A 21811-nucleotide genomic window follows, 5' to 3' on the forward strand; every position below is an offset into this window, starting at 1 on the left:
CCTAGGGGTGCAGCGGCCGCAGCCTGCGCGCGACACGCGCGGCGTTCATCTCGGCGAGCGCCGCGGGGTGCTTGGCGATCATGCGCACGAGCTGCGTGCGGCTGACCTGGAGGCGCGCCGCGGCCTTGCGGATATCCATCCGCGCCGCCCACACGACGTCCATCGCCTCGGCGAGCATGGTCGGGTAGTCGCGGTGATTCGGGTTGATGGCGATCTTGCCGCCGCGTGTGCGTTGCAACCACATGTCGCTTCGGATCTCGCCGGCGGGGACGGCCAGGCGCACGTGCGTGGCGATCGCCAGGCGCAGGCGGCGGAGCGCCATCCGCTGGTTGTCCTTGGGGCTGCGCCGCTCGCCGGCCTGGGCGCTCTGGCCCGTTGGCGTGTGGGTGAGCGTGATGGCCGTCTCGACCTTGTTGCGGTGCTGTCCGCCCGGCCCGCCGATGCGGCCGCGCTCGAGCGTGCAGTCGGCAAGGATGTCCTCGTCGGGCAGCGACGCCGGGTGAGCCTTGCGCTCGACGCGCTCGGGCGCTGCAAAGTAGTCGGCGTCTCGCGGGTCGCGGCTCATAGGGCGGTAAACGCCGGGATGTCGCTGGAGGGATGGGCGCGCAGCGTGAGGTCGTCGTGCTGGCCGGACATGAGTCGAAGCCCACCGAGCGCGGCGATCATGGCCGCGTTGTCGAGGCAATATTCCATCTCGGGAAGCCGCAGCACGAGCCCGCGTTCGGCGGCGAGCGCCGTGAGTTCCTTGCGCAGGCGGCTGTTGGCGGTGACGCCGCCGCCGGCCAAGATCGACCGGCACTCGACGCCGCTGTCGGCCAGCGCGTCGAGCGCGCGGCCGACCTTGAGCATCACGGCGTGGCACGCGGCGCGCTGGAAGCACGCGGCCAGGTCGCGCACGCGATCTTCGGTGAGCGGCGGTGGGGGTGGCGGGCCCGGCGCGCCCTTGCGCACCGGCACGCCCCTGACCGCATACAGCACGGCGGTCTTCAGACCACTGAACGAGAAGTCCAGCGAGCCTTCTTCCAGCTTACTGACCGGAAACTCGACCGCGTAGGGATCGGCAGCCGGATCCTGCGCGAGCGCATCGAGCCGCGGCCCGCCGGGGTACTCGAGGCCCAAAATGGTCGCGGCCTTGTCGTACGCCTCGCCCACCGCGTCATCGCGCGTCGAGCCCAGGCGCTGGGCCCGCGTCAGTTCCGGGACGAGGTACGTCGCCGTGTGCCCGCCACTCACGACAAGACCCAAAGCGGGCATGGGCGTGTCGTCGTCGGCGTCCAAGTTTCCTGCAACAAGGTGCGCCTGCACGTGGTCGACGCCAACCAGCGGCACGCCCAGCGCGAGCGCCGCGGCCTTCGCCGCGCTCACGCCCACGAGCAGGCTGCCGATGAGCCCCGGCCGGTGCCCGACCGCGACGGCGTCGATGTCGGAGAGCGACACGCCCGCGTCCTGCACGGCCCGCCGCAGCACGGGGATCAGCCGCTCGACGTGTGCCCTTCCGGCGATCTCGGGCACGACGCCGCCGTAGCCGGCGTGCAGCTCGGTCTGCGTGGCGATGGCGTTGCTCAGGACGTGCCGGCCGTCGCGCACGATGGCGCACGCCGTCTCGTCGCAGGAGGTCTCGAAGCCCAGCGTCAACATGGCCGGTCGCACTTCATCGGCGCCCTGCCGTCATCGCTCGCTCAGCTCGTCGTCGCTGATCTCGCTGCGCAGACGCTCGATCTCGTCGAGCATCCGCTCGCGCTCGGTCGCCATGCGGCCCAGCGCCTGCTCGAGCTGCTCGATCCGCAGGGCCCGCTCGCCGGTGATCGGGTCGCCGCCCACGCGCGGCCACTCGCCGGTGGCCAGCCTGCCCGCGAGCGCCTCATGCGCCGCGGAGAGCTGCGGATCGTCGATGGCCGCGAGCAGGTCTTCGGCCGAGTCCCACGTGCGTTCGGCGATGCCGCCGTTGCCGTCCTCGCCGCCGACGGCGTCCAGCCGCTCGAGCAGCCCGGCCAGCCGTGCTCCGTCGCCTGCCTCGAGCGCCACGTGCATGCCGGGGCTCGGGTCGACGCCCCACTCGGCCGAGCCCGCCGTTCCCGGGGGGAGGCGCTGCAGGTTGCGGCCGCTGGGCAAGAGGTAGTGCGCCTCGGTGAGCTTGAGCGTGCCGCCGTCGGGCAGGCCGTACACCGTCTGCACGCTGGCCTTGCCGAACGTCCGCGTGCCGAGCACCTTGGCGTCTTCGAGGCGTTCGGCCATCGCGCCCGCGACGATCTCCGAGCCCGAGGCGCTGATGCCGTCGATCATGACGACGATGGGCCCCTCGAACGCGACGCCCGGCGCTGCGCTGAGGCTCGTCGAATTGCCCTGGCGGTCCTGGGTGCGCACCACCGGTCCGCCGGGGATGAAGAGATCGGCCACACCCACGGCCTCGCCGATGACGCCGCCGGGGTTGGATCGCAGGTCGAGGATGAGCGCGTCCAATTCGGCGTCCTGCGCGGCAAGTTGCTCGCGGGCGCGTCCGATCGCGGCGTAGGTCGCCTCGGCCGTGCCGCCGACGAACTGCGTGATGCGGACGTAGCCGATGCCGCGTTCGTCGTCGAGCGCGTGGTACCAGGCGCCCTCGGTGTCGAGCCGTCGCAGGCCCTTGACCGACTCGGCCCGGATGTCGCCGCGCACGATCTCGAGGTCGATCTCGTCGCCCTCGCCGGTCTCGCCAGCACCGTCCTCGCCACGCAGCACCGTGAGCGTGACCGCCTCGCCGCGCGGTCCGGCGATGAGCGTCGTGACTTCCTCGGTGTCCAGCTCGCGCGTGTCGACGCCGTCGACCGCGACGATGCGGTCGCCCGGCAGGACGCCGGCCCGGGCCGCGGGCGTGCCGGCCATGGGCGTCGTCACGGTCACGAAGCCGTCGCGCCGCTGCACCTGCACGCCGATGCCCACGAAGTCGGCGCCCATCACCATGCGGTTGAACTGCTCGGCCACGGCCGGCGGCACGTAGATGCTGTTGGGGTCGCCCAGGTTGCCCAGCATGCCGCTGATGGCCGCCCGGCTGAGCTCGTCGGGGTCGGTCTCCTGGACGTAGTTGTCCTCGATGATCTTGAGGACTGCGGCAGCTTGGGCGAAGCGGCCCAGGCCCAGCAGCCGCTCGCGGAGGACCAGCAGCGAGGCCGACACCGTCACCAGCAGCGCGATGACCAGCAGGAACCGGCCCGGCCCCCAGAACGGGCCACCGGCCTTGCGGTCCTTCGGCTTTGCTTTCACGACGCTCGTAGACTGCATGCACTCCACGATACGCCCACCGCCACTGGATTCCGAGCCTCTATGCCTCCAAGCAAAGAACGAACCTCCATCGAAGTCCGCGCCGAGCGGGCGGTGCTCGCCGCCGCGCGGCTGCCCGACTCGACCTACGACCCGGCCGACCCGTTCGGCGAGCTGAGAGCCCTGGCCGAGCAGGCCGGGGCGGTGGTGGTGGGCGAGCTCGAGCAGCGGATGCAGCGGCCCCAGTCGGGCACGTACCTGGGCAAGGGCAAGGTCGAGGAACTCAAGGGCCTGTGCGAGGCGCTGGGCGCCACGACCATCATCTTCGACCACGACCTCAGCCCCGCGCAGATCTCGGCCATCGAGCGGACGACCGAGCGCAAGGTGCTCGATCGCTCGGAACTCATCCTGGACATCTTCGCCAGCCGCGCGACCAGCTACGAGGCCAAGCTCCAGGTCGAGCTGGCCCAGCTCGAGTACACCTACCCCAGGCTCCGCGCGATGTGGGACCACCTGGAGCGCATCGTCGGCAGCGGGGGCATCGGCGGCGTCGGCACGCGCGGGCCGGGCGAGCAGCAGCTGGAGATCGACCGCCGCTTGGTCCAGCGGCGGAGGCTCGAGCTCGAACGCGAGCTGGAGCGCGTGCAGGGCCGCAAGCGCCGGGCCGTGCGGCAACGCAACGCCGAGCGATTCACGGTCGGGCTCGTGGGGTATACGAACGCCGGCAAGAGCACGCTGTTCAACACCCTCACCGAGGGCGGGGCCTACGCCGACGACCGCGTGTTCGCCACGCTCATGACGCGCACCCGGGCGTGGGACCTGGGCCAGGGCCTGGAGGTCATGCTCAGCGACACGGTCGGCTTCGTGCGCGACCTGCCGCACCGGCTGATCGCGTCGTTCCGGGCGACCCTGGAAGAGGCGACGCACGCCGACGTGCTCTTGGTCGTGCTCGACGTGGCCGATCCCGCGTGCGAGCTGCAGTACCAGACCGTCATGAAGACGCTCGATGACCTGGACGCCGAGACGGCCAAGGTTGAAGAGGATGGCCACTGGTCGCCGCCCACGCGCGTCATCGTGCTCAACAAGATCGACCGCCTGCGCGACAACCGCGAGCTGCTCGTGTGGCAGCAGCGCCTGCCCGACGCGATCGCGCTCTGCTCGCTGCCGCCAACCAAGAACGCGGACGGGACCGAGCAGGAGCGCCCCGGCCAGGCCAAGCTCGCGCGCCGCATCCGCCGACTGGCCGAGGGCGACGTGGGCGACGTCACGCTCCGCGTGCCCCTGAGCAACCCCAAGGCCATCAACCTCATCGAGACCCAGGCAACCGTGCGCGACCGCCAGTACGAGGACGGCGTCGTGGTCGTCACCGCCGACATGAGCGACCGACTGCTGCGGCAGCTCCGCTCGCTCGGCGTCGAGACGCCCGGCCGCGGCGAGGTGCAGCGAGCGGGGTGGAAGGGGCTGTAACGCTCGCTGCGAGGCATGAACGCCCGTGCGCCGGGGCGGAGCGCTGCGGCGTACACAAGCCAAGCGCCCGCGCTGCCGAGCCGGGCGACTCGACCCATGAGCAGAACGCCCCGGCTCGGGAGCGACGCGATCGTGCTTCGCAGTGCGCGGGTTGCGCTTCGGAGCAGCGGGACTTCGCTGAGGAGTGCGACGGTTTCCTTCCGAAGCGAACCGGTCTTGCTCAGGAGCAAAACGGTTCTGCTCCTGAGCAAAACCGTTTTGCACAGCTTCTTCTCGGACCAGTACCCGCGCCACGGCCCATGAGAGCCGGTGTTGCTTCCAGAACCCGATCATCGTGCTCGCACGAAGCGCGGCGTCGGCCGGCCCGTCCCACCCCTCGTTTGGGCCGGCTTGATCCGCCTTGCCCGCCCGGGTACGCTCCCGCGCTCATGGTTCTCCCGGGCGCTCCTTGCGGACGCCCCGGAGCGAAGAGGGAAGCGTGGTGAGAAGCCACCGCGGACGCGCCGCCGTAACGGGCAGCTTCCGACCTCGGCCCCCTGCCTGAACAGGCACGGGGAGCACGCCACTGCGGGAAGTTCAAACTCCCTCGCGGGAAGGCAGCCGAGGATCGGGCCCGGAGCCGGAAGACCTGCCACGAGCCTGCGTTGTCGCCCTCGCGAATGGGGTGGCGCGGTGCGAGTTCGTGTGCCCCGGGCGTGCGCGCTGCCGTGCTCAAAGAACCCAAGCGAAGAGCGACCTATGGACCGCCCTTGTGGGCACGGTCCGGGGCCGTCCCGCGCGACTCGGGACGCACGCCGGCACACAGCCGGCACGGAAGGGGTGCGCGATGCGCACTGTTGCTCTGTTTGTCGTTTTGTCCGCTTCCGCCGCCGCAAGCGCCCAGGGCCTGCTCGACCCGTTCGCCGCCGAGGTCGTCCAGTACACGCCCGGGGCCGACGTGCCCGCGGGCTTCAATGAGCCGACGAGCGCACTCGGCGAGCCCACGCGCTTCACGGGCGTCGGCTCGTTCCCCGGCGCCGTCACGCCCTTCAACCCCGCGTTCCTCTCCAGCGAGGTCGTCACCATTGGCGCCGGCGGCACCCTCACGCTGCGCCTGGGCACGCCGGCCTTCGACGCGGCGACCAACCCCTTCGGCGTCGACCTGATCCTCTTCCACAACGGCGGCTACCTCGACGCGGCGTTCCCCGCGGGCGTCGTCGGTGGCACCTTCTTCGACGGCGGCTCGATCGAGGTCTCCCAGGACGGCGTCGACTTCTTTCCCGTCGCCATGCCCGCCGAGAGCAACTTCCCGACGCTGGGCTACCTCGACCTGCCGACGCCCTTCACCGACCTGCCGGGCGACGTCCTGAGCGACTTCCGCCTGCCCGTCGACCCCACGATCGATCCCGACGGGCTCGACTGGGGCCAATTGCTCGACGCCTACGACGGCTCGGGCGGCGGCATCGGCATCGACATCGCCGATGCGGGCCTGTTCGAGGTGAACTTCGTGCGCATCACCGCCGGCGACGGCGAATCGCCCGACATCGACGGCGTCTCGGTCGTCCGCGCGACCTGCACGGCCGACGTCGACGGCAACGGCGTGCTCGAGGTCTTCGACTTCCTCGAGTTCCAGAACCTGTTCGGCAACGGCGACGGCCGGGCCGACTGCGACGAGAACGGCCGCCTGGATATCTTCGACTTCCTGTGCTTCACCAACGCATTCGCCGGGGGGTGCTAGGTGCGTCGCGCGACCATTACGCTCGCACTGTCGCTCGCTGCCGGCGGCGCGCTCGCCGATGACGCCTGGACCCACGCCGGCCGCACGACCGCCCGGGTGGCGCTGGTCGAGTCGGATCCGCCCGTGCTCCGCAGCCCGCTCTGGGTGTACGACGCCGGCGGCCTGTTCGAGCCGGTCGCCCAGGCCACGCCGGTGATCTCGGAGGCCGGCACCGCCGTCGTCCTGGGCATGATCGATGCCGAGGCCCACGTGGTGGCGCTCGAAGCCCGGACGGGCGACGAGCTCTGGCGCACGCCCATCGACGCGCCGGTCTTCGGGTCGTGGTCCAGCCCGGCCATCGGCATCTTCGACGAGGTCGTCGTCGCCACCGGCACGAGCGTCGTGCGGCTCGACCTCTTCACCGGAGACGAGGTGTGGGCGACCGACCTGGGGCAGAGCATCGTCAACGCCTCGCCGGCCATCGAGTTCCGTACGGGCATCGTCCGCGTGACCACCTACGACCCCTTCGGCGGCGCGGCCCGCCTGGTCACGCTCGACCTGGCCAGCGGGGACGTGGTCAGCGACCCGGTCATCGGCTCGGCCTCGGGCGCGACGCCCGCGCTGAACCTCCTGCGCACCTACGTCGCCCTGACCGATGGCGCCATCCGCGCCTTCAACGGCGCCGGAGAGGTCTGGAGCACGGACACGACCCAGGGCTTCTTCGGCGGCACCGTCTTCGCGGACAACGCCGTCTTTGCCGCCAGCTACGGCTTCGGCGGCGGGCGCGACAACAGTGCGATCATGAAGCTCGATGCCCTGAGCGGCGACGTGCTGTGGCAAACGCCCGCCGAACGCACCGACGCGATGCCCATCCCGCTGGGCGACGACCGAGTCGTCCTGTCTGCGGGCATCGACGGCTTCGGCTCCATCCCAACCGTCCAGGTCTACCAAGACCTCGGAGCCTCGGCCGATCGACTGTGGGACCTTGCGACCTCGACCTGGGACGACCTCAACGGCAACGGCGAGATCGATCCCGGCGAGTACCTCGCCGCCGGCGGCTGGGACCACCAGCCGGCGGTGATCGAGACGCCCGATGGCTTCTTGCTCCTTGCGGGTGCGCCCACGGGCGGGCTGGTGCTGCTGGACCTCGACGCCGACCCATCGGGCGCGGCGTTCGTACGCGGGTCGAGCGACCTGGGCGGCGGATCGCCGGCCATCGCGCAGGGCGTGGCGATCAGTGCGTGGGCCGATCACGTCGCCGGCTTCGCGCTGGGCGAGCTTTGCGTCGCCGATTTTGACGGCGACGGCTCGCTGACCATCTTCGACTTCCTCGCCTTCCAGAATGCCTTCGACGCCGGCGACCCGGCTGCCGACTGCGATGCTGATGGGTCGCTGACCATCTTCGACTTCCTGTGCTTCCAGAACGCCTTCGCGGCGGGGTGCTGATGCGACGCGCCTTCACCCTCATCGAGGTCCTGCTCGTCACGGCCATCGTGGGCACGCTCGTCGGCGTCCTGCTGCCGGCGCTCGCGGGCGCTCGCGACGCCGCCCGCACCGCCGCGTGCGCCAGCAACGTCCGCCAGCTCGGGCTTGGATGGGCCATGTACGCGAGCGACTACCAGGGCATCGCCATGCCACTGGCCTACACCGATCGCCGCGACACGGGCGGGGGCGACAACGTCTTCTGGTGGGGCGCCGATGGTTCGGTGAGCGGATCGCTCGACCACGCCCGCGGCCTGCTGACGCCCTACCTCGAAGCCTCACTTGGCGAAGTCGGCCTCTACGCGTGCCCGGCCCAGCGGCCCGGGACCTACGCGCACCAGGGCGCAACCCGCGCTCCAACCAGCACCTACGGCTACAACGGCTACTTCCTCAGCCCGGCGTACACGCCCGGCTGGTCGTACGACATCGCGCACCGCCCGCACCAGCGCCTTGCCTCGCTTGCCGATCCTTCCAACCTCGTCGTCTTCGCCGACACGCTCATCAGCCGCGGGCCTCGGGTGCTTCCAGTCAGCAACGCGCTGCTCGATCCTCCCATGCTGTATGCAGGCCACGGAAGATGGCGGGAGAACGAGTACCCGACTACGTGCTTCCGGCATGGCGGTCTTGGCGCTGGCGCTTCGTGCCTCGCCGTGCACGCTGATGGCAGCGCGAGAGCCTATCGGGCCTCCCACGAGTGGCTCACACAGGCCGCGCAGGGCATCGGGTCTGTGGGCGTCCACAACGATCCTCGCTATATACCCGATTGGCGAGCTTGGCGCTGAGAAAGGGCCTCGCCACAGTCGATAGTGTGGATCGAAGATGTCGAAGGTCAACGGACGACAACCCACGATCTCGGACCTTGATGCGCCGAGTACGCGTGTCCGCGTCGAGCGATGCGTCTGCTTCGACCAACCCTTCGACAAGCTCCTGCAAATGGCCCGCGAGGAGGGCCTCACGCAGGACGAGCTCAGCGAGCGTACCGGCTGCTGCACGGGCTGTGGCATGTGCAAGCCCTACGTCCGCGTCGTTCTCACGACGGGCCGAACGAGTATCCCGCTGATGAACGGCCGGGCACTGAAGGCCATCGCCGAAGAGGCCGAGGCCGCCCAGTAGGTCGATTCTGCGGCTGCCCAAAGATCATCCAAGTCCATCAAGTAGATGGTGCACTGATGGTCAGCGCCGTCGAGCCATAGGCCTGCGCGGTAATCTCGGGCGTGCTCACTCGGATCGCTCGATCCTTCGGGTCGATGCCCCGTGAACGCATCATCTTCTTGAGTCCCGCGGGTGGTGCGAAGTAGACGTCTTCCTCGAAGACGTCGCACGCCTGGATGTCGCCGCCGAATCGCTCGAGCAGCGTTCGGCAGACGTCGGCTACGAGGTCTTCGGGCGCGCTCGCGCCGGCGGTGACGAGCACCGTCGCGTCCGGGTCGTCGAACCACGCCATGTCCATCTGGCCCGCATCTTCGATCAACCGCCCAGGCGTGCCCGCGTGCTCACTGATCTCCGTCAATCGCTTGCTGTTGCTGCTGTGCGTCGAGCCAACGACCAGCGTCAGGTCGCACATCGGGGCCAGCTTCCGCACCGCGTGCTGGCGGTTCGTCGTTGCGTAGCAGATATCTTCGCTTGGCGGGCTCTTGATGTCTGGGTATGCCTGCTTGAGCGCCTTGATGATGACGCCGGCGTCGTCGGTGCTCAGCGTGGTTTGCGTCAGGTAGACCAGCTTTGTCGGGTCGTCGATGTGCAGGCTCGGGATGTCTTCTGGGCTTTCCACGACCTGCGTCGCTTCCGGCGCCTCGCCACTCGTACCGATGATCTCCTGGTGGTTTCGGTGGCCTACCAGCAGGATCTGATATCCGAGCCTGGCGTAACGGATCGCCTCGTTGTGGACCTTGGTCACCAGCGGACACGTTGCGTCGATGACGCGCAGGCCGCGATCGGCGGCTTGCTCGCGTACCGACGGCGGGATGCCGTGGGCGCTGAAGACCACGATCGCACCAGCCGGCACGAGCGTGACGTCCTCAACGAAGCGCACGCCCCGGGCCTTGAACCGGTCGACCACGTGGGTGTTGTGGACGATGTCGTGGTAGACGTACACGGGTTCGCCCGGGCACAGGTCGAGCACCTGGTCGACCACGTCGATCGCCATGCTCACGCCAGCGCAGAAGCCCCTGGGATTTGGCAAGATCAATCGCACGCGACATGATAGGTTGGCGGCGTAGGGTTGGTTCGCGCCGGAGGTTCGCCGTGGCCCGCCTCGATCCCACCAAGCCGCCCATCGAGATGCTGGCCGACTTCGGCCCTGGTTGTCGGCCGGTGCCCGATTCCGAAGCGCGCCGCTACGCGGTCGCCTTTGCCCGCCGGGCCAGCGAAAACTTCGTCGTGCTCGGGCGATTGCTGCCGGCAGATCTCGTCGAAGACTTCGCCGCCGTGTACGCCTTCTGCCGCTGGGCCGACGACCTGGGCGACGAAAGGGATCCCGCACTGGCCCAGGATGCTCCCGAACATGCCGTCCGCGACCGGGCGCTCGAATTGCTCGGCTGGTTCCGGAGCGAACTCGAGCGAGAAGATCCGTCGCACCCGGTGCTCGTAGCGCTCAGGCCCACCATCGAGCGTCACCGCCTACCCAAACGCGAGTTCGGAAAGCTCATCTCCGCCTTCGAGATGGACCAGCGCGTGCGTCGATACGAGACCTGGGACGCGCTCCTGGGCTACTGCGAACTGAGCGCCAACCCGGTGGGCCGCATCGTGCTGATGCTCGCCGGGCTTCGCCCCCCGGAAGAGGATGACTCGAGCGCCTCAGCCTGGCGCCAGAGCGACGCGATCTGCACGGCCCTGCAACTGACCAACCACGTCCAGGACGTCCGACGAGACCTGCTGGAGCGAGATCGGGTCTACTTGCCGAGCGCGGAGACCGGATTCGACGCCGACACGCTGCGTGCGTGGACTCGAACGCCCGACGATGCCTCGGCGAGGATTCAATACATCAAGGCTGTGAGACCGCTCGTTGAACGCACCGGCGCGCTGTATCGCGGAGGGTCGGATCTTCCCGGCTTGGTCGGCGGGAGGCTGGGATCCCTGATCGGGATGATGGCGATGGGAGGACGGGCAACGCTGCATCGGATCGAAGCCGAAGGATGTGCGACCCTGTGGAAGCGGCCTCGCGTCGGTGCTTCGGCCCGGGCGTGGATCGCGTTGTGCGGCCTTGCCTCGCTATATTCTCCTACGTGGCGGAAGACCAGAACGAACTCGAACGCCTCGCCGAGCTGATCGACGCCGACCGGTGCGACCTCGCTGAGTCGGCCGCGCGCTGCCGTGAGATTACGGCGCGGGCGGGCTCGAGCTTCGGCGTGGGCATTCGCCTGACGCCCGCTCGCTGCCGAAGTGCCATGCACGCAATCTACGCCTGGATGCGCCTGGCCGACGACGCGGCCGACGCATCCGCACCTGCGGCGGCTCGCGCCGCGGTCCTCGAGAAGCTCGAACGGCGTACGCGCGACGCGTTCGCCGGCAACGCCGGCGGGGGCATCTGGCCGAGCTTCGCGCGCGCTGCCGGGGCGCACGAGCTCGAGCCCGCGTGGTTCGACTCGTTCCTCCAGGGCGTGCGCGCCGATCTGGACACGGTCGAGCTCGACACCGAAGAACAGCTCGACGCCTACTGCGACCGGGTAGCCGGTAACGTCGGCCGCTGCTGCGTGGCGATCTGGGGTGTGCGCGATGCCGCCGAGCGCGACGACGCGTGCCAACTCGCGGGTATGCGTGGCCGCGCCCTGCAACGCATCAACATCGCGCGCGACCTCGAAGAAGACGCGCGCACCGGCCGACGGTACGTGCCGAGCGAGCGTCTCAATCGCCTGGGCGCCTCGCCGACCGACCCGCGCGTCCGCGACGACCTGCTGCGCGAGGCGATGGACATGCTCGATGCCTCGACGCCGCTCGACGCCATGGTCCGCCGCGACGCCGGGCCCGCGCTCTGGGCGATGACCCGGGCCTACCGGATGGTGGCGCGCAGGCTGGGCCGCGCGGGCGCGTCCAGTTCGCTCGGCGGGGGCGCGAAGCTCACGATCGCCGCCGGGGCCATCGGCCGCCGCGTGCTCGCGGCCGGGCGGCTGGCGTAGGCGATGGAGCGGCGTGCCATCGTCGTCGGTGGGGGGCTCGCCGGCATCGCCGCGGCGGTGATGTTGGCCGACAACGACGTCGCCGTCACGCTGCTCGAAGCTCGCCGCCGCCTGGGTGGCCGCGCCGGGTCGTTCGAGGATTCGCGCACGGGCGAGGTCCTCGACAACTGCCAGCACGTGGCCATGGGAGCCTGCCGCGTCTACGTCCAGTTTCTCGAGCGGCTGGGCGTCGCCCACAAGCTTGCCTGGGGCACGCGACAGACGTGGATCGAGCCGGGCGGGCGGCGCAGCACGCTGCGGGCCTTGCCGCTTCCGGGCGCGCTCGCATTCGCGCCATCGCTGCTCACGGCGAGATTCTTGAGCCTTGCAGACAAGCGCAGCCTGGTGCGCGCCTCGCGAGCCGCCGGACGGGTCGACCGAACGACGCTCGCCGACACGCCGTTCCTCGACTGGTTGTCCGTGACCGATCCGACGCCTCGCGCCATGACGCGTTTCTGGGAGCCGCTGATCGTGAGCGCCTGCAACCTGATGCCCGAGCACGTGAGCGCGGAGGTGGCGCTCCACGTCGTGCAGGGCGCCATGCTCGGCGGCCCGGCTAGCGCCAGCATCGGCGTGCCGATCGCCCCGCTCGGACAGCTGTACGAGCCGGTTCCTGAGATTCTGGAAGCTGCCGGCGGCGGCGCCGAGCTCGGCGCCCGCGTGAAGTCGATCGAGCCAGGACGCGTCGAGTGCGCGGACGGGCGCGCGTTCGAGGCGGACGCAATCATCTGCGCGCTCGATCCATCGGCCGCCAACCGCATGGTGACCGTCGACGGACGCGAGCCCTACCAGGGCGTGTCGTTCAGCCCCATCCTGGGCGTGCACGTGCAATTCGATCGGCCCGTGCTCGACGTGCCGCACGCCGTGCTCGTCGAGGGCGGCATCCAGTGGGTGTTCGCCAAGCACGGCGACGCCAGCCTCGTCCACGGCGTGGCCAGCGCTGCCGATGATTGGGTGGGGCTGAGCGAGACCGAGACCGTGGATCGGGCCGTGGCCGACATCGCGTCCTACCTGCCGGCCGCGCGGGGGGCCGAGGTGCGATGGGCCCGGCCCGTGCTCGAGCGTCGGGCGACGTTCGCGGCGACTCCATCCTTCCAGCCGCGCCGGCCCGGGGCCGGACGCCTGGCCGACCAGGGGTGCTTCATCGCCGGCGATGCCACCTCCACGGGCTGGCCGGCAACGATGGAGGGCGCCGTCCGCAGCGGGCGGGGCGCGGCCGCCGCCGTATTGCTGGAACTGGGCACGCAGCCGACAGCCAGCGACACCGCATTGCATTAGGCGAGCGCTAAGACCGTTGCGGGACCCCCGCAGGCGGGCTCCACGGACCGGACACAGGGCCACGGCTCGCTACGATTGGCCTCAATCTCGACTCACTCGAGCGGTCAGTGCAACGCGGGAGGAATGGCGGCATGCTCACCAGGCAGATCGCGGGCGGAACGCTTCTTCGTCGATCGTCAACACGCCGGGGCTTCACGCTCATCGAGCTTCTGGTCGTCATCGCGATCATCGCGCTGCTGATCGGCATCCTGCTGCCGGCCCTTGGCCAGGCCCGGGGCGTGGCGAGACAGGTCAAGGGCGCCAGCAACCTGCGCTCGATCGTCCAGGGCATCAACGTCTACGCGAACGAGTACAAGGACGCGATCGTCGGCGGTCCGGATACGAGCGGCTACGACGCCAGCTTCGACGTCTACAACGGCATCGCCATGCAGACCTGGGACTGGATGGGCCCGCTGGCCTTCATGAACGGTCGCATCGGGCCCGGCGACGGCGTCCGGATCGAGGGGCGCACGCGCGACAGCGAGAAGTTCCGTTCGGAGCGCTTCGACTGGTATCGCGAGCAGGTCGACGAGTACATCTGCCCCGCGAATCGATTCCAATCCTCGCCCTGGCCTAGCGAGACACCGTTCTGGAAGACCGGCCGAATGATCGGCTACAACATGAGCACGCAGTTCACGTCGAGTACCAAGCCGCGATCGCAGGGCGGCACCGACCCGCGGTCGGGCCAGGACCGTGGCAACTACAAGCCCTTCCTCTTCAACGTCGGCACGCTCTACCAGAAGGTCGCCGTCTTCGAGGGCCACCGCTACGCGTACCGCGATACGCGCCCCGACTTCGACCACGAGATGGGGACGCGAGACGGCGGCAGTGGCTGGTACGGCGGTGCGTTCGGCGGCGTTGGCGCGGTCTGGCGCGAAAGCAAGGAACTCGACCGCACTGTGGCGCCGGGCGAGAACGGCCGCCGCCTGCACGTGTCGAACCCGCGCGAGTACCCGGACATGCGTCGCATCGGATTCCGCCATGGCACCCAGACCGACCCGAACCAGGTCGCGGCGACGCAGGTGCTGGGTCACCTGGCCTTCTTCGATGGCCACGTCAAGCTCATGACCGACGCCGAGGCCGTCGATCCCGACATGTGGTTCCCCACCGGCACGAGGCTGGGAGATCCGAGCTTCTTCTGGCGGCACACGCTCGAGACCTGGCCCGACAAGGCCCTGAACATCTCTCGCACCGACCCCTACATTGTGCCCTGACCGTCCCCCCCGCACTCGTGGCCGAGCGGAGCAGCGATGACACAGGCACAGCAGGAGAGCCTTGGCAGCCTGATCGATGACTTCGATCAGCAGCACCAGCCCAAGAAGAAGGCCGGGGGCGATCGCGGCGGCTCGGGCAACCTTCCGCCCAAGAACGTCGTCCTCGCGGTCGTCATCCTGGGATGCCTGATCGGGGCGGCCGTGCTCGGCGCCCGGGCTCTTCAGACCGAGACCGGCTCGCTCGAGCGCTGGACCCAGGAGCACACGCTCATCGACACCGAGACCGGCGAACTCTTCATCGACTATCGCGTGCCAGAGGGCTCGACGTATCCCCTGGAAAACCCGAATACCGGCTCGAAGACGCTCGTGCCCGCCGAGGCCTGCTTCTGGACGCGAGAGGGTCGAGCCAAGATGGATGCGACCTGGGTCTACGTACCGCAGGGCGAGCGGGTCACGTGCCCCGATTGTGGCCGCGACGTCGTCGGTCGCAATCCACGGCCGCCGGTCGAGCTCATGCTCGAAGCCCTTGACCGCGAGGAAGCTCGGGGCCGCGGCGGCTGATTCCTGCAGGTGGCGGGAAGTTTGCGGTCGAGGCTGCAACGATGCCCCTTCGGCGGCGGAAGAAGCCGCGATGGGAGCACGCATTGATCGACAAGGTTCTCCAGAAGCTCGAGCAAGACGAGTCTCAGGCCATTGAGCGGCTCTGCGATTGGCTGCGAATCGCGAGCATCAGCGCCGATCCCGAGTTCAAGGCCCAATGCCAGGAGGCAGCCCAGTGGGCCGCCGATCGGCTCGAGGAGGCTGGCCTCAACGCCCGCGTGCTGCCCACGGGTTCGAAGGATGAGCCGGGCCACCCGTGCGTGCTAGCCAAGACGCCTCACGCCGACAGCGGCACCGGACCGCACGTGCTCTTCTACGGCCACTACGACGTGCAGCCGCCCGACCCGCTCGACCTGTGGGAGACCGGCCCGTTCGACCCGATCGTGAAGAAGGCCGATGCAAAGACGCCTGCCGACCACGTCGTGGCGCGTGGTGCGAGCGACGACAAGGGCCAGGTCGCCATGTTCCTCGAGGCGCTGCGGGCCTGGAAGGACGAGAGCGGCGACGCTGCCGGCGGCCTCCGCGTGACGGTGTTGCTCGAAGGCGAGGAAGAGTCGGGCTCGGAGAACCTCGAGAAGTTTCTCGAGCAATACGAGTCCGAATTGAAGGGCTGCGACTTCTGTCTCATCAGCGACACCGGCATGATCTCACGCACGCGTCCGGCCATCACCTACGGCGTGCGCGGCTTGGCGTACACGCAGGTCCGCCTGCACGGCCCCGACAAGGACGTGCACAGCGGCTTCTGGGGCGGGCGCATGCCCAACCCGCTGAACGAACTGAGCAAGGTCCTCGCCCAGATGTGGGACCAGAACCGCCACGTCACCATCGACGGCTTTTATGACGCCGTCATCGAAGCGACCGACGAGGAACGGGCCGGCTGGAAGGCGCTCGACATCGACGTGCCGACCATGCTGGGGAACATCGGGCTGTCGCCCGAGGCCGACATCGGCGAGGCAGGATTCACGAGCATCGAGCGTGAGTGGGCGCGCCCGACGGCCGAGATCAACGGCATGTGGGGCGGCTACACCGGTGCGGGCGCCAAGACCGTCATTCCCGCGTACGCGACGGCCAAGGTGAGCTTCAGGCTGGTCGCCGACCAGGATCCCGACGACATCGTCAAGAAGTTCTTCGCATGGCTCGAGGCCCGAACCCCGCCCGGATGTCGCTGGGAACTCGAGGACATGCACGGCGGGCACCCCTCGAGCGTCGACCCGACGTCGAAATGGCTCGCGACGGCCCGGCAAGCGATGGAAAAGTCGACCGGCATGGAGGTGGCGCTGATCAAGACCGGTGGCTCGATTCCCGTCGCGGGCATGCTTAAGGACAGCCTGGGCCTCGACACGGTGTTCATGGGCTTCGGGCTCGACGACGACCGCGTGCACTCACCGAACGAGAAGTTCGAGTTGCCCTGCTTCCGCATGGGGGCGCGCTCGCACGCCGTCTTGATCGATCTGCTCCGGAGCGGCGGGGCGTGACTCAGGCGGCCTGCGATCGGGCGACCGCGTCCCTGGCAGGGTCGGGCTCGGCGATGGGCTCGACCTCGATGATCTTGTCTACCTCACCGACCTCGATGACCTCGCCCTCATCAGGTTCGATCAGTCCGCGCTCGATCATCCGCTGGCGTTGCTCGGCCTGGAGCTGCCGCACGCGGACCTCGAGGTCGATCAGCGCCGAGCCACGGCGCACGGCGGAGGCGAGCGACAGCAGCATTCCGCCGATGCCGATCGCCCCGGCGGCGAACACGATGAGCCAGGCTTCGGGTCCGAAGGCCATGCCAGGTGAATCGGGCACCTGGGTTCGCTTCTTGAGTGCTTTCCTGATCGCACTCGTGGTCTTGGCCTCGCCGCTGGGGGCCCAAGACGACCTTGCCGACCCGATGGCCGCGCTGGGCATCGGGCAGGGCGAGGTCGCTGTCGAGGCAATCGAGTTCGGGCTCGGCGACTTCGTGCGTCGAGGTTCGTGGGCCGGGCTGCGGCTGGGCGTCACCGACCGCGGGGTCCGGCAGCGAGAACTGCTCATCAGGATCGAAGTAAAGGACGCCGACGGCGACACAACCCTGTACGAGCGGGGCCTGGCGTCGAACCCCGGCCAGCGGCAGCAGATCTGGGCGTACGTGCGGCTGCCGTATCGCTTCGCGTCGGGCGATCGGCTCCTCGTACGCGTGTACGAGGCCGAGCAGGCCGACGCGGGCCTGCCGCGTGCCGGTCGCTTGGTCGGCGAGGCATTCCTGTCGCCGCGCGGGCTGGCCCCCGAGACGGCCGGACTCATCGGCGTGATCGGCACGAGGCCCGCAGGCCTTTCGGCCTACGCCGAGGCGCAGGCACAGGCATACGACTCACGCCTGCACGAACCGACCATCGTCGCGACACGGCTGGACCCATCGACCATGCCCGATTCCTATCCGGGCCTGAGCCAGTACGGCGTGTTCGTATGGACCCAGGGCGAGCCGGTGTCGCTCGGCGCGGAGCGCGCCGACACGCTGCGGCGCTGGGTGCAGCAGGGCGGCCATCTGGTCGTGATCATGCCGCAGGTGGGTGGCACCTGGCTCTCCGGCGAGTTGAATAACCCGCTCTTCGACATCATGCCAAGCGTGACGGCGACGCGCAACCCGAGCTATCCGACCGGACCGATCCGGCCCTTCCTCACCGTTCGCAGCGACATCGTGTTGCCACCCACGGTCGTTGCCCACACGTTCGAGCCCCGCGAAGATGCGCTGCCCGAGGACGCCGCCGTCATCATCGCCGACCCCCAGGGAGACGCCCTGGTCGTACGCCGGCAGGTCGGCATCGGGCACGTCACGCTGGTGGGCCTCGACGCAGGCGAAGATGCGCTCGCGCGAATCGGCGCGCCCTCGGCCGAGAGCTTCTGGCACCGCATCCTGGGCCGCCGCGGCGACCTGCGTCCCTGGAGCCTGCGTGGCCCGGGAGCCAGCCCCCAGCAGGGCATGGCGCCGGGCCGGTACGCGCGCGCGTACGACCACAGCATCGACGCCGCCATCGCGCAGACCGGCAGCCCGGCGGCCGGCGTGCTGCTGGGGTTTGTCGTGTTCATTGCCTACTGGCTCGTGGCCGGGCCGCTGGGCTTCGCGGTGCTCAAGAAGACTGGCCGGGCCAAGCACGCATGGATGGCGTTCCTCGGCGTTACCGCGTTGTTCACCGGCATTGCCTGGGGCGGCGCCGTGCTGCTCAGTCCCGCGAGCATCAAGGGCGCCCACCTCACGATCATCGACCACGTCTACGGCCAGAACGTCCAGCGAACGCGCACGTGGGCCGGGCTCATCGTGCCCTGGTACGGCCAGGCAACCGTCGCGGTCGGAGACGCTGAGCAGCCCGGTGACGGGTCGCTCGTTGCCACGATCAGCCCCTGGATGACGCCCGAACTGACGACGGGGCTCGGCAGCTTTCCTGATAATCGCGGTTACCGCCTGCTGGCGGCGCGGCCCGATGCGATGACCTTCCCCGTGCGATCAACGATGAAGGAACTGGCCGTGCAGTGGGCCGGTCCGACGCAGTGGCCCATGCTGACGCCCGTAGGCGACGGCAGTTCTCCGGGCGCGCTCGCCGCCACGCCACGGCCATTCGGCCTGCCGGCGACCGACCTTACTAGTGAGGCCACGGGCCGGCTGGTGCATGACCTGCCCGGCAACCTGTACGACGTCGTCATCATCGTGAACCACGGCATGCTCGACGTGCAGCCAGGCGTGAGCCCGAACCGCCCGATCATGGACGCGGCGGCGTTCCGGCTGGGCGACCCATGGTCTCCCGGCGTGAACCTCGATCTGGAGGCGGTCACGCGGCGTTCGGGCACCGACGATGTCTCGCTGCGAGAACTCCTCGACCGCCGCGGCGCGCCGCGTATCGGGCTGGGCGACCGCCAGGACTTGCCGGGCGACGCACGCAGCGTGGGCGAGCAACTCACCATCGCGAGCCTCATCAGCCAGATCGGCGCGCCTCCGGACGCGCGTTCGGGCGGGAGCGCCGAGTACGGAGCAGCCACGCGGCGCGCGATGCACGGCATGGACCTGGGCGTCTGGATGACGCGTCCGTGCATCATCGTGCTCGGGCACATGGGTGTCGGAGGTGGGTCGAGCGGCGGGGCCCCGTGCCCGACGCCGATGACCATCGACGGGCGAGATCCGAACCTGCGCGGCCGCACGTTCGTGCGGTGGGTGTATCCGCTGGATCCGGCGCCGCCGACGATCTCGGCGACCCAAGCTGCGGGGTCTGCGGGTAACGAAGACGGCGACTCGGCGGGACCGGACTTTTGACCTAGCGAGGGCGGATTCGTGCCGATCATCGAAACCATCAACCTGACCAAGCGCTACGGCGACCTCGTCGCGCTCGACAACCTCAACCTCGCCATCGACGAGGGCGATTGCTTCGGCTTCATCGGCCCCAACGGCGCCGGCAAGACGACGACCATCAAGATCCTCGCCACACTGCTGAAGCCCAGCAGCGGGCAGGCCCAGGTCGCCGGCCACACCATCGGCTACCAGAACCGGCTCATCCGCCCGCTGATCGGTTACGTGCCCGACTTCATGGGCGCGTACGAGGACATGGTCGTCACCGAGTACCTCGAGTTCTTCGCCGCCGCCTACGACATCCACGGCAAGCAGCGCCGCACCGTCGTCAACGACGTGCTCGAGCTCACCGACCTGACCTACAAGGCAACCGCCGAGGTCAACAGCCTGAGCCGCGGCATGCAGCAGCGCCTCAGCGTCGCGCGCGTGCTGCTGCACGATCCCAAGGTCTTGCTCATGGACGAGCCCGCATCGGGCCTGGACCCCCGCGCCCGCATCGAGATCCGCGAGCTCTTGAAGGAACTCAAGCGGATGGGCAAGACCATCCTGATCTCAAGCCACATCCTGCACGAGCTGGCCGAGCTATGCAACGTGGTCGGCATCATCGAGCAGGGCAAGCTGCTCTACACCGGCACCGTGCGGGAGGCCCTGGGCCGCGCCCGCGTCGGGCAGGTGCTGCACATCCGCGTCACCGAACGCTCGCCCGAGGCCGCGGAGGTGCTCAAGAAGCTGCCGGGCGTGAAGAAGGCCGACCTGGTCGACGGCGACGACGGCGTTGAGATCCACGCCACGCTCGACCAGGAGGGCGCCGTCGCCATCGCCGACGTGCCGAGCATCCTGATCAACGCTGGATTCCGCCTGGCAAGCTTCACCGAAGAGGCGGTGAACCTCGAGACGGCGTTCATGCGGCTGACGAAGGGGTTGGTCCAGTAGCTTTAGGTCGGCCCGCGGCTCGGCAAGAATTCCTTCGTGTACCACCGCCGCCACTTGGGAACGTCCCAGCCCAGGTAGCTCGTGTCCTTGCCGCTCAGGTCGCTGGTGAGGCGGACGAGCGCCTCGTGCACCTCGACGCGGTAGGTGACGACGACCGAGTCGAGCACGCGGAGCACGACGCCCTCGGTCACGACGCTGAGCTCGGGGTCGAAGGCGACGGCGCTGTCGCCAACCACCGGCTCGAGGTCGCTCACGAACGCCTGCTGCTGGCCGATTAGGATGTAGGCCAGCGCGCCGCCGTCGCTGCCCGTGCCGCGGCCGACCACCTGGCTGGCGATCATCGCGGGGATCGCGTCGGCCATCTTGAGCGTCGCGGCCAGGCCCGCGGCGTTGGCGACGTGCGGGTCGTGGCTGCGGCGCAGGCCGTCGGCAACGACGCTCTTGACCGTGTGCGGGGCCTCGCGGTTGTGCAACGACTGGGCGAGCACGTCGGTCGCCATTGTGCGGCGGCGCGGGTGCGTGTCGAACACGGCCGTCCAGGCGATGGTCGCGAGCGCCTCGGGCGTGTCGAGTTCTGCCAGGTGGCCCATGATGGCCTCGATGACGTCGTCGCCGCTGCGCGTGAACATCTCGATCATCGACTCGAAAATCGCCGGGTCGTTGTACTCCTTGAGCTTCTCGATGCCGGCGGCCCGCAGGTCCTTCGCGCGGGGGTTGCGGAAGTAGGTGTGCCGGATGCGGCGGAGCTCGACCTCGAGCTGTTCGCGTCGGAGGTGGTGGGCCTTCAGGGCTTCCTGGACGTCCTCGGGCCGCTCGATCTCGGCCGGGGGCTCGACGCCGGGCAGGGTGCTGGGCGCTGGGGTCGCGGGCGCGGGTGCGTCCTGAGCGAGCGCCGTGCCGGTCATCGAGCCCACGAAAAGGAGAAGCAACGGGAGCGTGGCACGCATCGGCGGCCTCCTTGTCTACGGGCGCGGGGTCCACCGTTAGCGGTGGGGGGAGGGCCCGGGTCGGGTCGCCGCCGTGGCGGGGCCGGGCGAACGCCTCGATGGCGTGCCCGGAGTGGGGCGACCCCCGGATTGTACGGACTGTCGCCCCGGGGGTTGCGGGCCGATATACTCGTGGCCCGCCGGAACGCCGATGGTGGCCGGTGGCGACAACCCGGGCGATTAGCGCAGTTGGCTAGCGCGCCTCGTTGACATCGAGGAGGTCACAGGTTCAAGTCCTGTATCGCCCATTCGGTCCGTGTGCGGGTTTCGGCAGTCTGCCGATGAGCCCCGCGGAACCGCCTCTGCCATCGCTGCTTTGCCGTCCGGCTCCCGGATTCTCCGAGTCCAATTGGTGCCGTGTGAACGCCAATCGTTCGTTCGGCAGCCACAACACGGCCACTTGGCCTGGCGCGAACTGCAGCCAG

At 69.4% G+C, this 21811-nt stretch carries 19 protein-coding genes, 1 tRNA gene and 1 riboswitch; of the genes, 14 read left to right on the forward strand and 6 right to left on the reverse strand.

Translation table 11 applies throughout. From position 1 onward, the window contains the following. Nucleotide 1 precedes the first annotated feature (1 nt). From RIA68_00345 to RIA68_00355, 3 genes are read right to left on the reverse strand one after another with little or no spacing between them, the layout of a single operon-like run. On the reverse strand, nucleotides 2-565 hold the full coding sequence (locus RIA68_00345; protein MEQ8315881.1) for a peptide chain release factor-like protein: 564 nt from the start codon (nucleotides 563-565) through the stop codon (nucleotides 2-4). Further along, nucleotides 562-1638 carry a tRNA (adenosine(37)-N6)-threonylcarbamoyltransferase complex transferase subunit TsaD gene (gene tsaD, locus RIA68_00350; protein ID MEQ8315882.1) on the reverse strand — a complete coding sequence of 359 codons (1077 nt, stop codon included), beginning with the start codon at nucleotides 1636-1638 and terminating at the stop codon, nucleotides 562-564. The genes RIA68_00345 and tsaD overlap by 4 nt, the downstream gene beginning before the upstream one ends. A gap of 30 nt (nucleotides 1639-1668) precedes the next feature. Next, nucleotides 1669-3258: a S41 family peptidase gene (locus RIA68_00355; protein ID MEQ8315883.1), complete on the reverse strand. Its 1590-nt coding sequence runs from the start codon at nucleotides 3256-3258 to the stop codon at nucleotides 1669-1671. A gap of 42 nt (nucleotides 3259-3300) precedes the next feature. Between RIA68_00355 and hflX the strand changes: the two genes are divergently transcribed. The 5 genes from hflX to RIA68_00380 all read left to right on the forward strand — a co-directional run bounded on the left by hflX (nucleotide 3301) and on the right by RIA68_00380 (nucleotide 8995). Beyond that, nucleotides 3301-4704: a GTPase HflX gene (gene hflX / locus RIA68_00360; GenBank protein ID MEQ8315884.1), complete on the forward strand. Its 1404-nt coding sequence runs from the start codon at nucleotides 3301-3303 to the stop codon at nucleotides 4702-4704. A 412-nt stretch (nucleotides 4705-5116) separates the two neighbouring features. After that, nucleotides 5117-5355: riboswitch (cobalamin riboswitch) on the forward strand. A 175-nt stretch (nucleotides 5356-5530) separates the two neighbouring features. Continuing rightward, nucleotides 5531-6421 (forward strand): GC-type dockerin domain-anchored protein, encoded by an 891-nt coding sequence (locus RIA68_00365; GenBank protein MEQ8315885.1) that lies wholly within the window; start codon nucleotides 5531-5533, stop codon nucleotides 6419-6421. After that, nucleotides 6422-7846, forward strand: coding sequence for a PQQ-binding-like beta-propeller repeat protein (locus RIA68_00370; GenBank protein ID MEQ8315886.1), 1425 nt, complete (start codon nucleotides 6422-6424; stop codon nucleotides 7844-7846). Continuing rightward, nucleotides 7846-8664, forward strand: coding sequence for a DUF1559 domain-containing protein (locus tag RIA68_00375; GenBank protein ID MEQ8315887.1), 819 nt, complete (start codon nucleotides 7846-7848; stop codon nucleotides 8662-8664). Before RIA68_00370 ends, RIA68_00375 begins: the two co-directional genes overlap by 1 nt. A 37-nt stretch (nucleotides 8665-8701) precedes the next feature. After that, the gene (locus RIA68_00380) at nucleotides 8702-8995 is read left to right on the forward strand and encodes a hypothetical protein (GenBank protein MEQ8315888.1); all 294 of its coding nucleotides are present in this window, start codon (nucleotides 8702-8704) and stop codon (nucleotides 8993-8995) included. A 37-nt stretch (nucleotides 8996-9032) separates the two neighbouring features. Here RIA68_00380 and ispH read toward each other — a convergent pair whose 3' ends face one another. Beyond that, nucleotides 9033-10076: a 4-hydroxy-3-methylbut-2-enyl diphosphate reductase gene (gene ispH / locus RIA68_00385; protein ID MEQ8315889.1), complete on the reverse strand. Its 1044-nt coding sequence runs from the start codon at nucleotides 10074-10076 to the stop codon at nucleotides 9033-9035. A gap of 50 nt (nucleotides 10077-10126) precedes the next feature. Between ispH and RIA68_00390 the strand changes: the two genes are divergently transcribed. The 6 genes from RIA68_00390 to RIA68_00415 all read left to right on the forward strand — a co-directional run bounded on the left by RIA68_00390 (nucleotide 10127) and on the right by RIA68_00415 (nucleotide 16642). Beyond that, on the forward strand, nucleotides 10127-11149 hold the full coding sequence (locus tag RIA68_00390) for a squalene/phytoene synthase family protein (protein ID MEQ8315890.1): 1023 nt from the start codon (nucleotides 10127-10129) through the stop codon (nucleotides 11147-11149). Beyond that, complete coding sequence (locus RIA68_00395) at nucleotides 11107-11997, forward strand: squalene/phytoene synthase family protein (protein MEQ8315891.1); 891 nt, start codon at nucleotides 11107-11109, stop codon at nucleotides 11995-11997. Before RIA68_00390 ends, RIA68_00395 begins: the two co-directional genes overlap by 43 nt. A gap of 3 nt (nucleotides 11998-12000) precedes the next feature. After that, a complete protein-coding gene (gene hpnE / locus RIA68_00400) occupies nucleotides 12001-13314 on the forward strand; it encodes a hydroxysqualene dehydroxylase HpnE (protein MEQ8315892.1) in 1314 nt (437 codons plus the stop codon). 131 nt (nucleotides 13315-13445) lie between these two features. Continuing rightward, the gene (locus tag RIA68_00405) at nucleotides 13446-14567 is read left to right on the forward strand and encodes a prepilin-type N-terminal cleavage/methylation domain-containing protein (protein MEQ8315893.1); all 1122 of its coding nucleotides are present in this window, start codon (nucleotides 13446-13448) and stop codon (nucleotides 14565-14567) included. Nucleotides 14568-14603: 36 nt separating this feature from the next. Next, nucleotides 14604-15128: a hypothetical protein gene (locus tag RIA68_00410; GenBank protein ID MEQ8315894.1), complete on the forward strand. Its 525-nt coding sequence runs from the start codon at nucleotides 14604-14606 to the stop codon at nucleotides 15126-15128. 83 nt (nucleotides 15129-15211) lie between these two features. Further along, nucleotides 15212-16642: a M20/M25/M40 family metallo-hydrolase gene (locus RIA68_00415; protein ID MEQ8315895.1), complete on the forward strand. Its 1431-nt coding sequence runs from the start codon at nucleotides 15212-15214 to the stop codon at nucleotides 16640-16642. Nucleotide 16643: 1 nt separating this feature from the next. Here RIA68_00415 and RIA68_00420 read toward each other — a convergent pair whose 3' ends face one another. After that, a complete protein-coding gene (locus RIA68_00420; protein ID MEQ8315896.1) occupies nucleotides 16644-16958 on the reverse strand; it encodes a hypothetical protein in 315 nt (104 codons plus the stop codon). Between RIA68_00420 and RIA68_00425 the strand changes: the two genes are divergently transcribed. Continuing rightward, nucleotides 16939-19434, forward strand: a complete 2496-nt coding sequence (locus RIA68_00425; protein MEQ8315897.1) for a hypothetical protein — start codon at nucleotides 16939-16941, stop codon at nucleotides 19432-19434. The genes RIA68_00420 and RIA68_00425 overlap by 20 nt on opposite strands. A gap of 18 nt (nucleotides 19435-19452) precedes the next feature. Then, nucleotides 19453-20400: an ABC transporter ATP-binding protein gene (locus RIA68_00430; protein MEQ8315898.1), complete on the forward strand. Its 948-nt coding sequence runs from the start codon at nucleotides 19453-19455 to the stop codon at nucleotides 20398-20400. A gap of 2 nt (nucleotides 20401-20402) precedes the next feature. Here the strand turns inward: RIA68_00430 and RIA68_00435 are convergent, their stop codons facing one another. Further along, entirely contained in the window at nucleotides 20403-21347 is a 945-nt protein-coding gene (locus tag RIA68_00435; GenBank protein MEQ8315899.1) for a hypothetical protein, read from the reverse strand. 213 nt (nucleotides 21348-21560) lie between these two features. Here RIA68_00435 and RIA68_00440 point away from each other — a divergent pair. Further along, nucleotides 21561-21634 (forward strand) — tRNA-Val (locus RIA68_00440). Nucleotides 21635-21811: the final 177 nt, after the last annotated feature.

Source organism: Phycisphaerales bacterium (genome assembly GCA_040217175.1).
In the GTDB taxonomy this organism is placed as follows: domain Bacteria; phylum Planctomycetota; class Phycisphaerae; order Phycisphaerales; family UBA1924; genus JAHCJI01.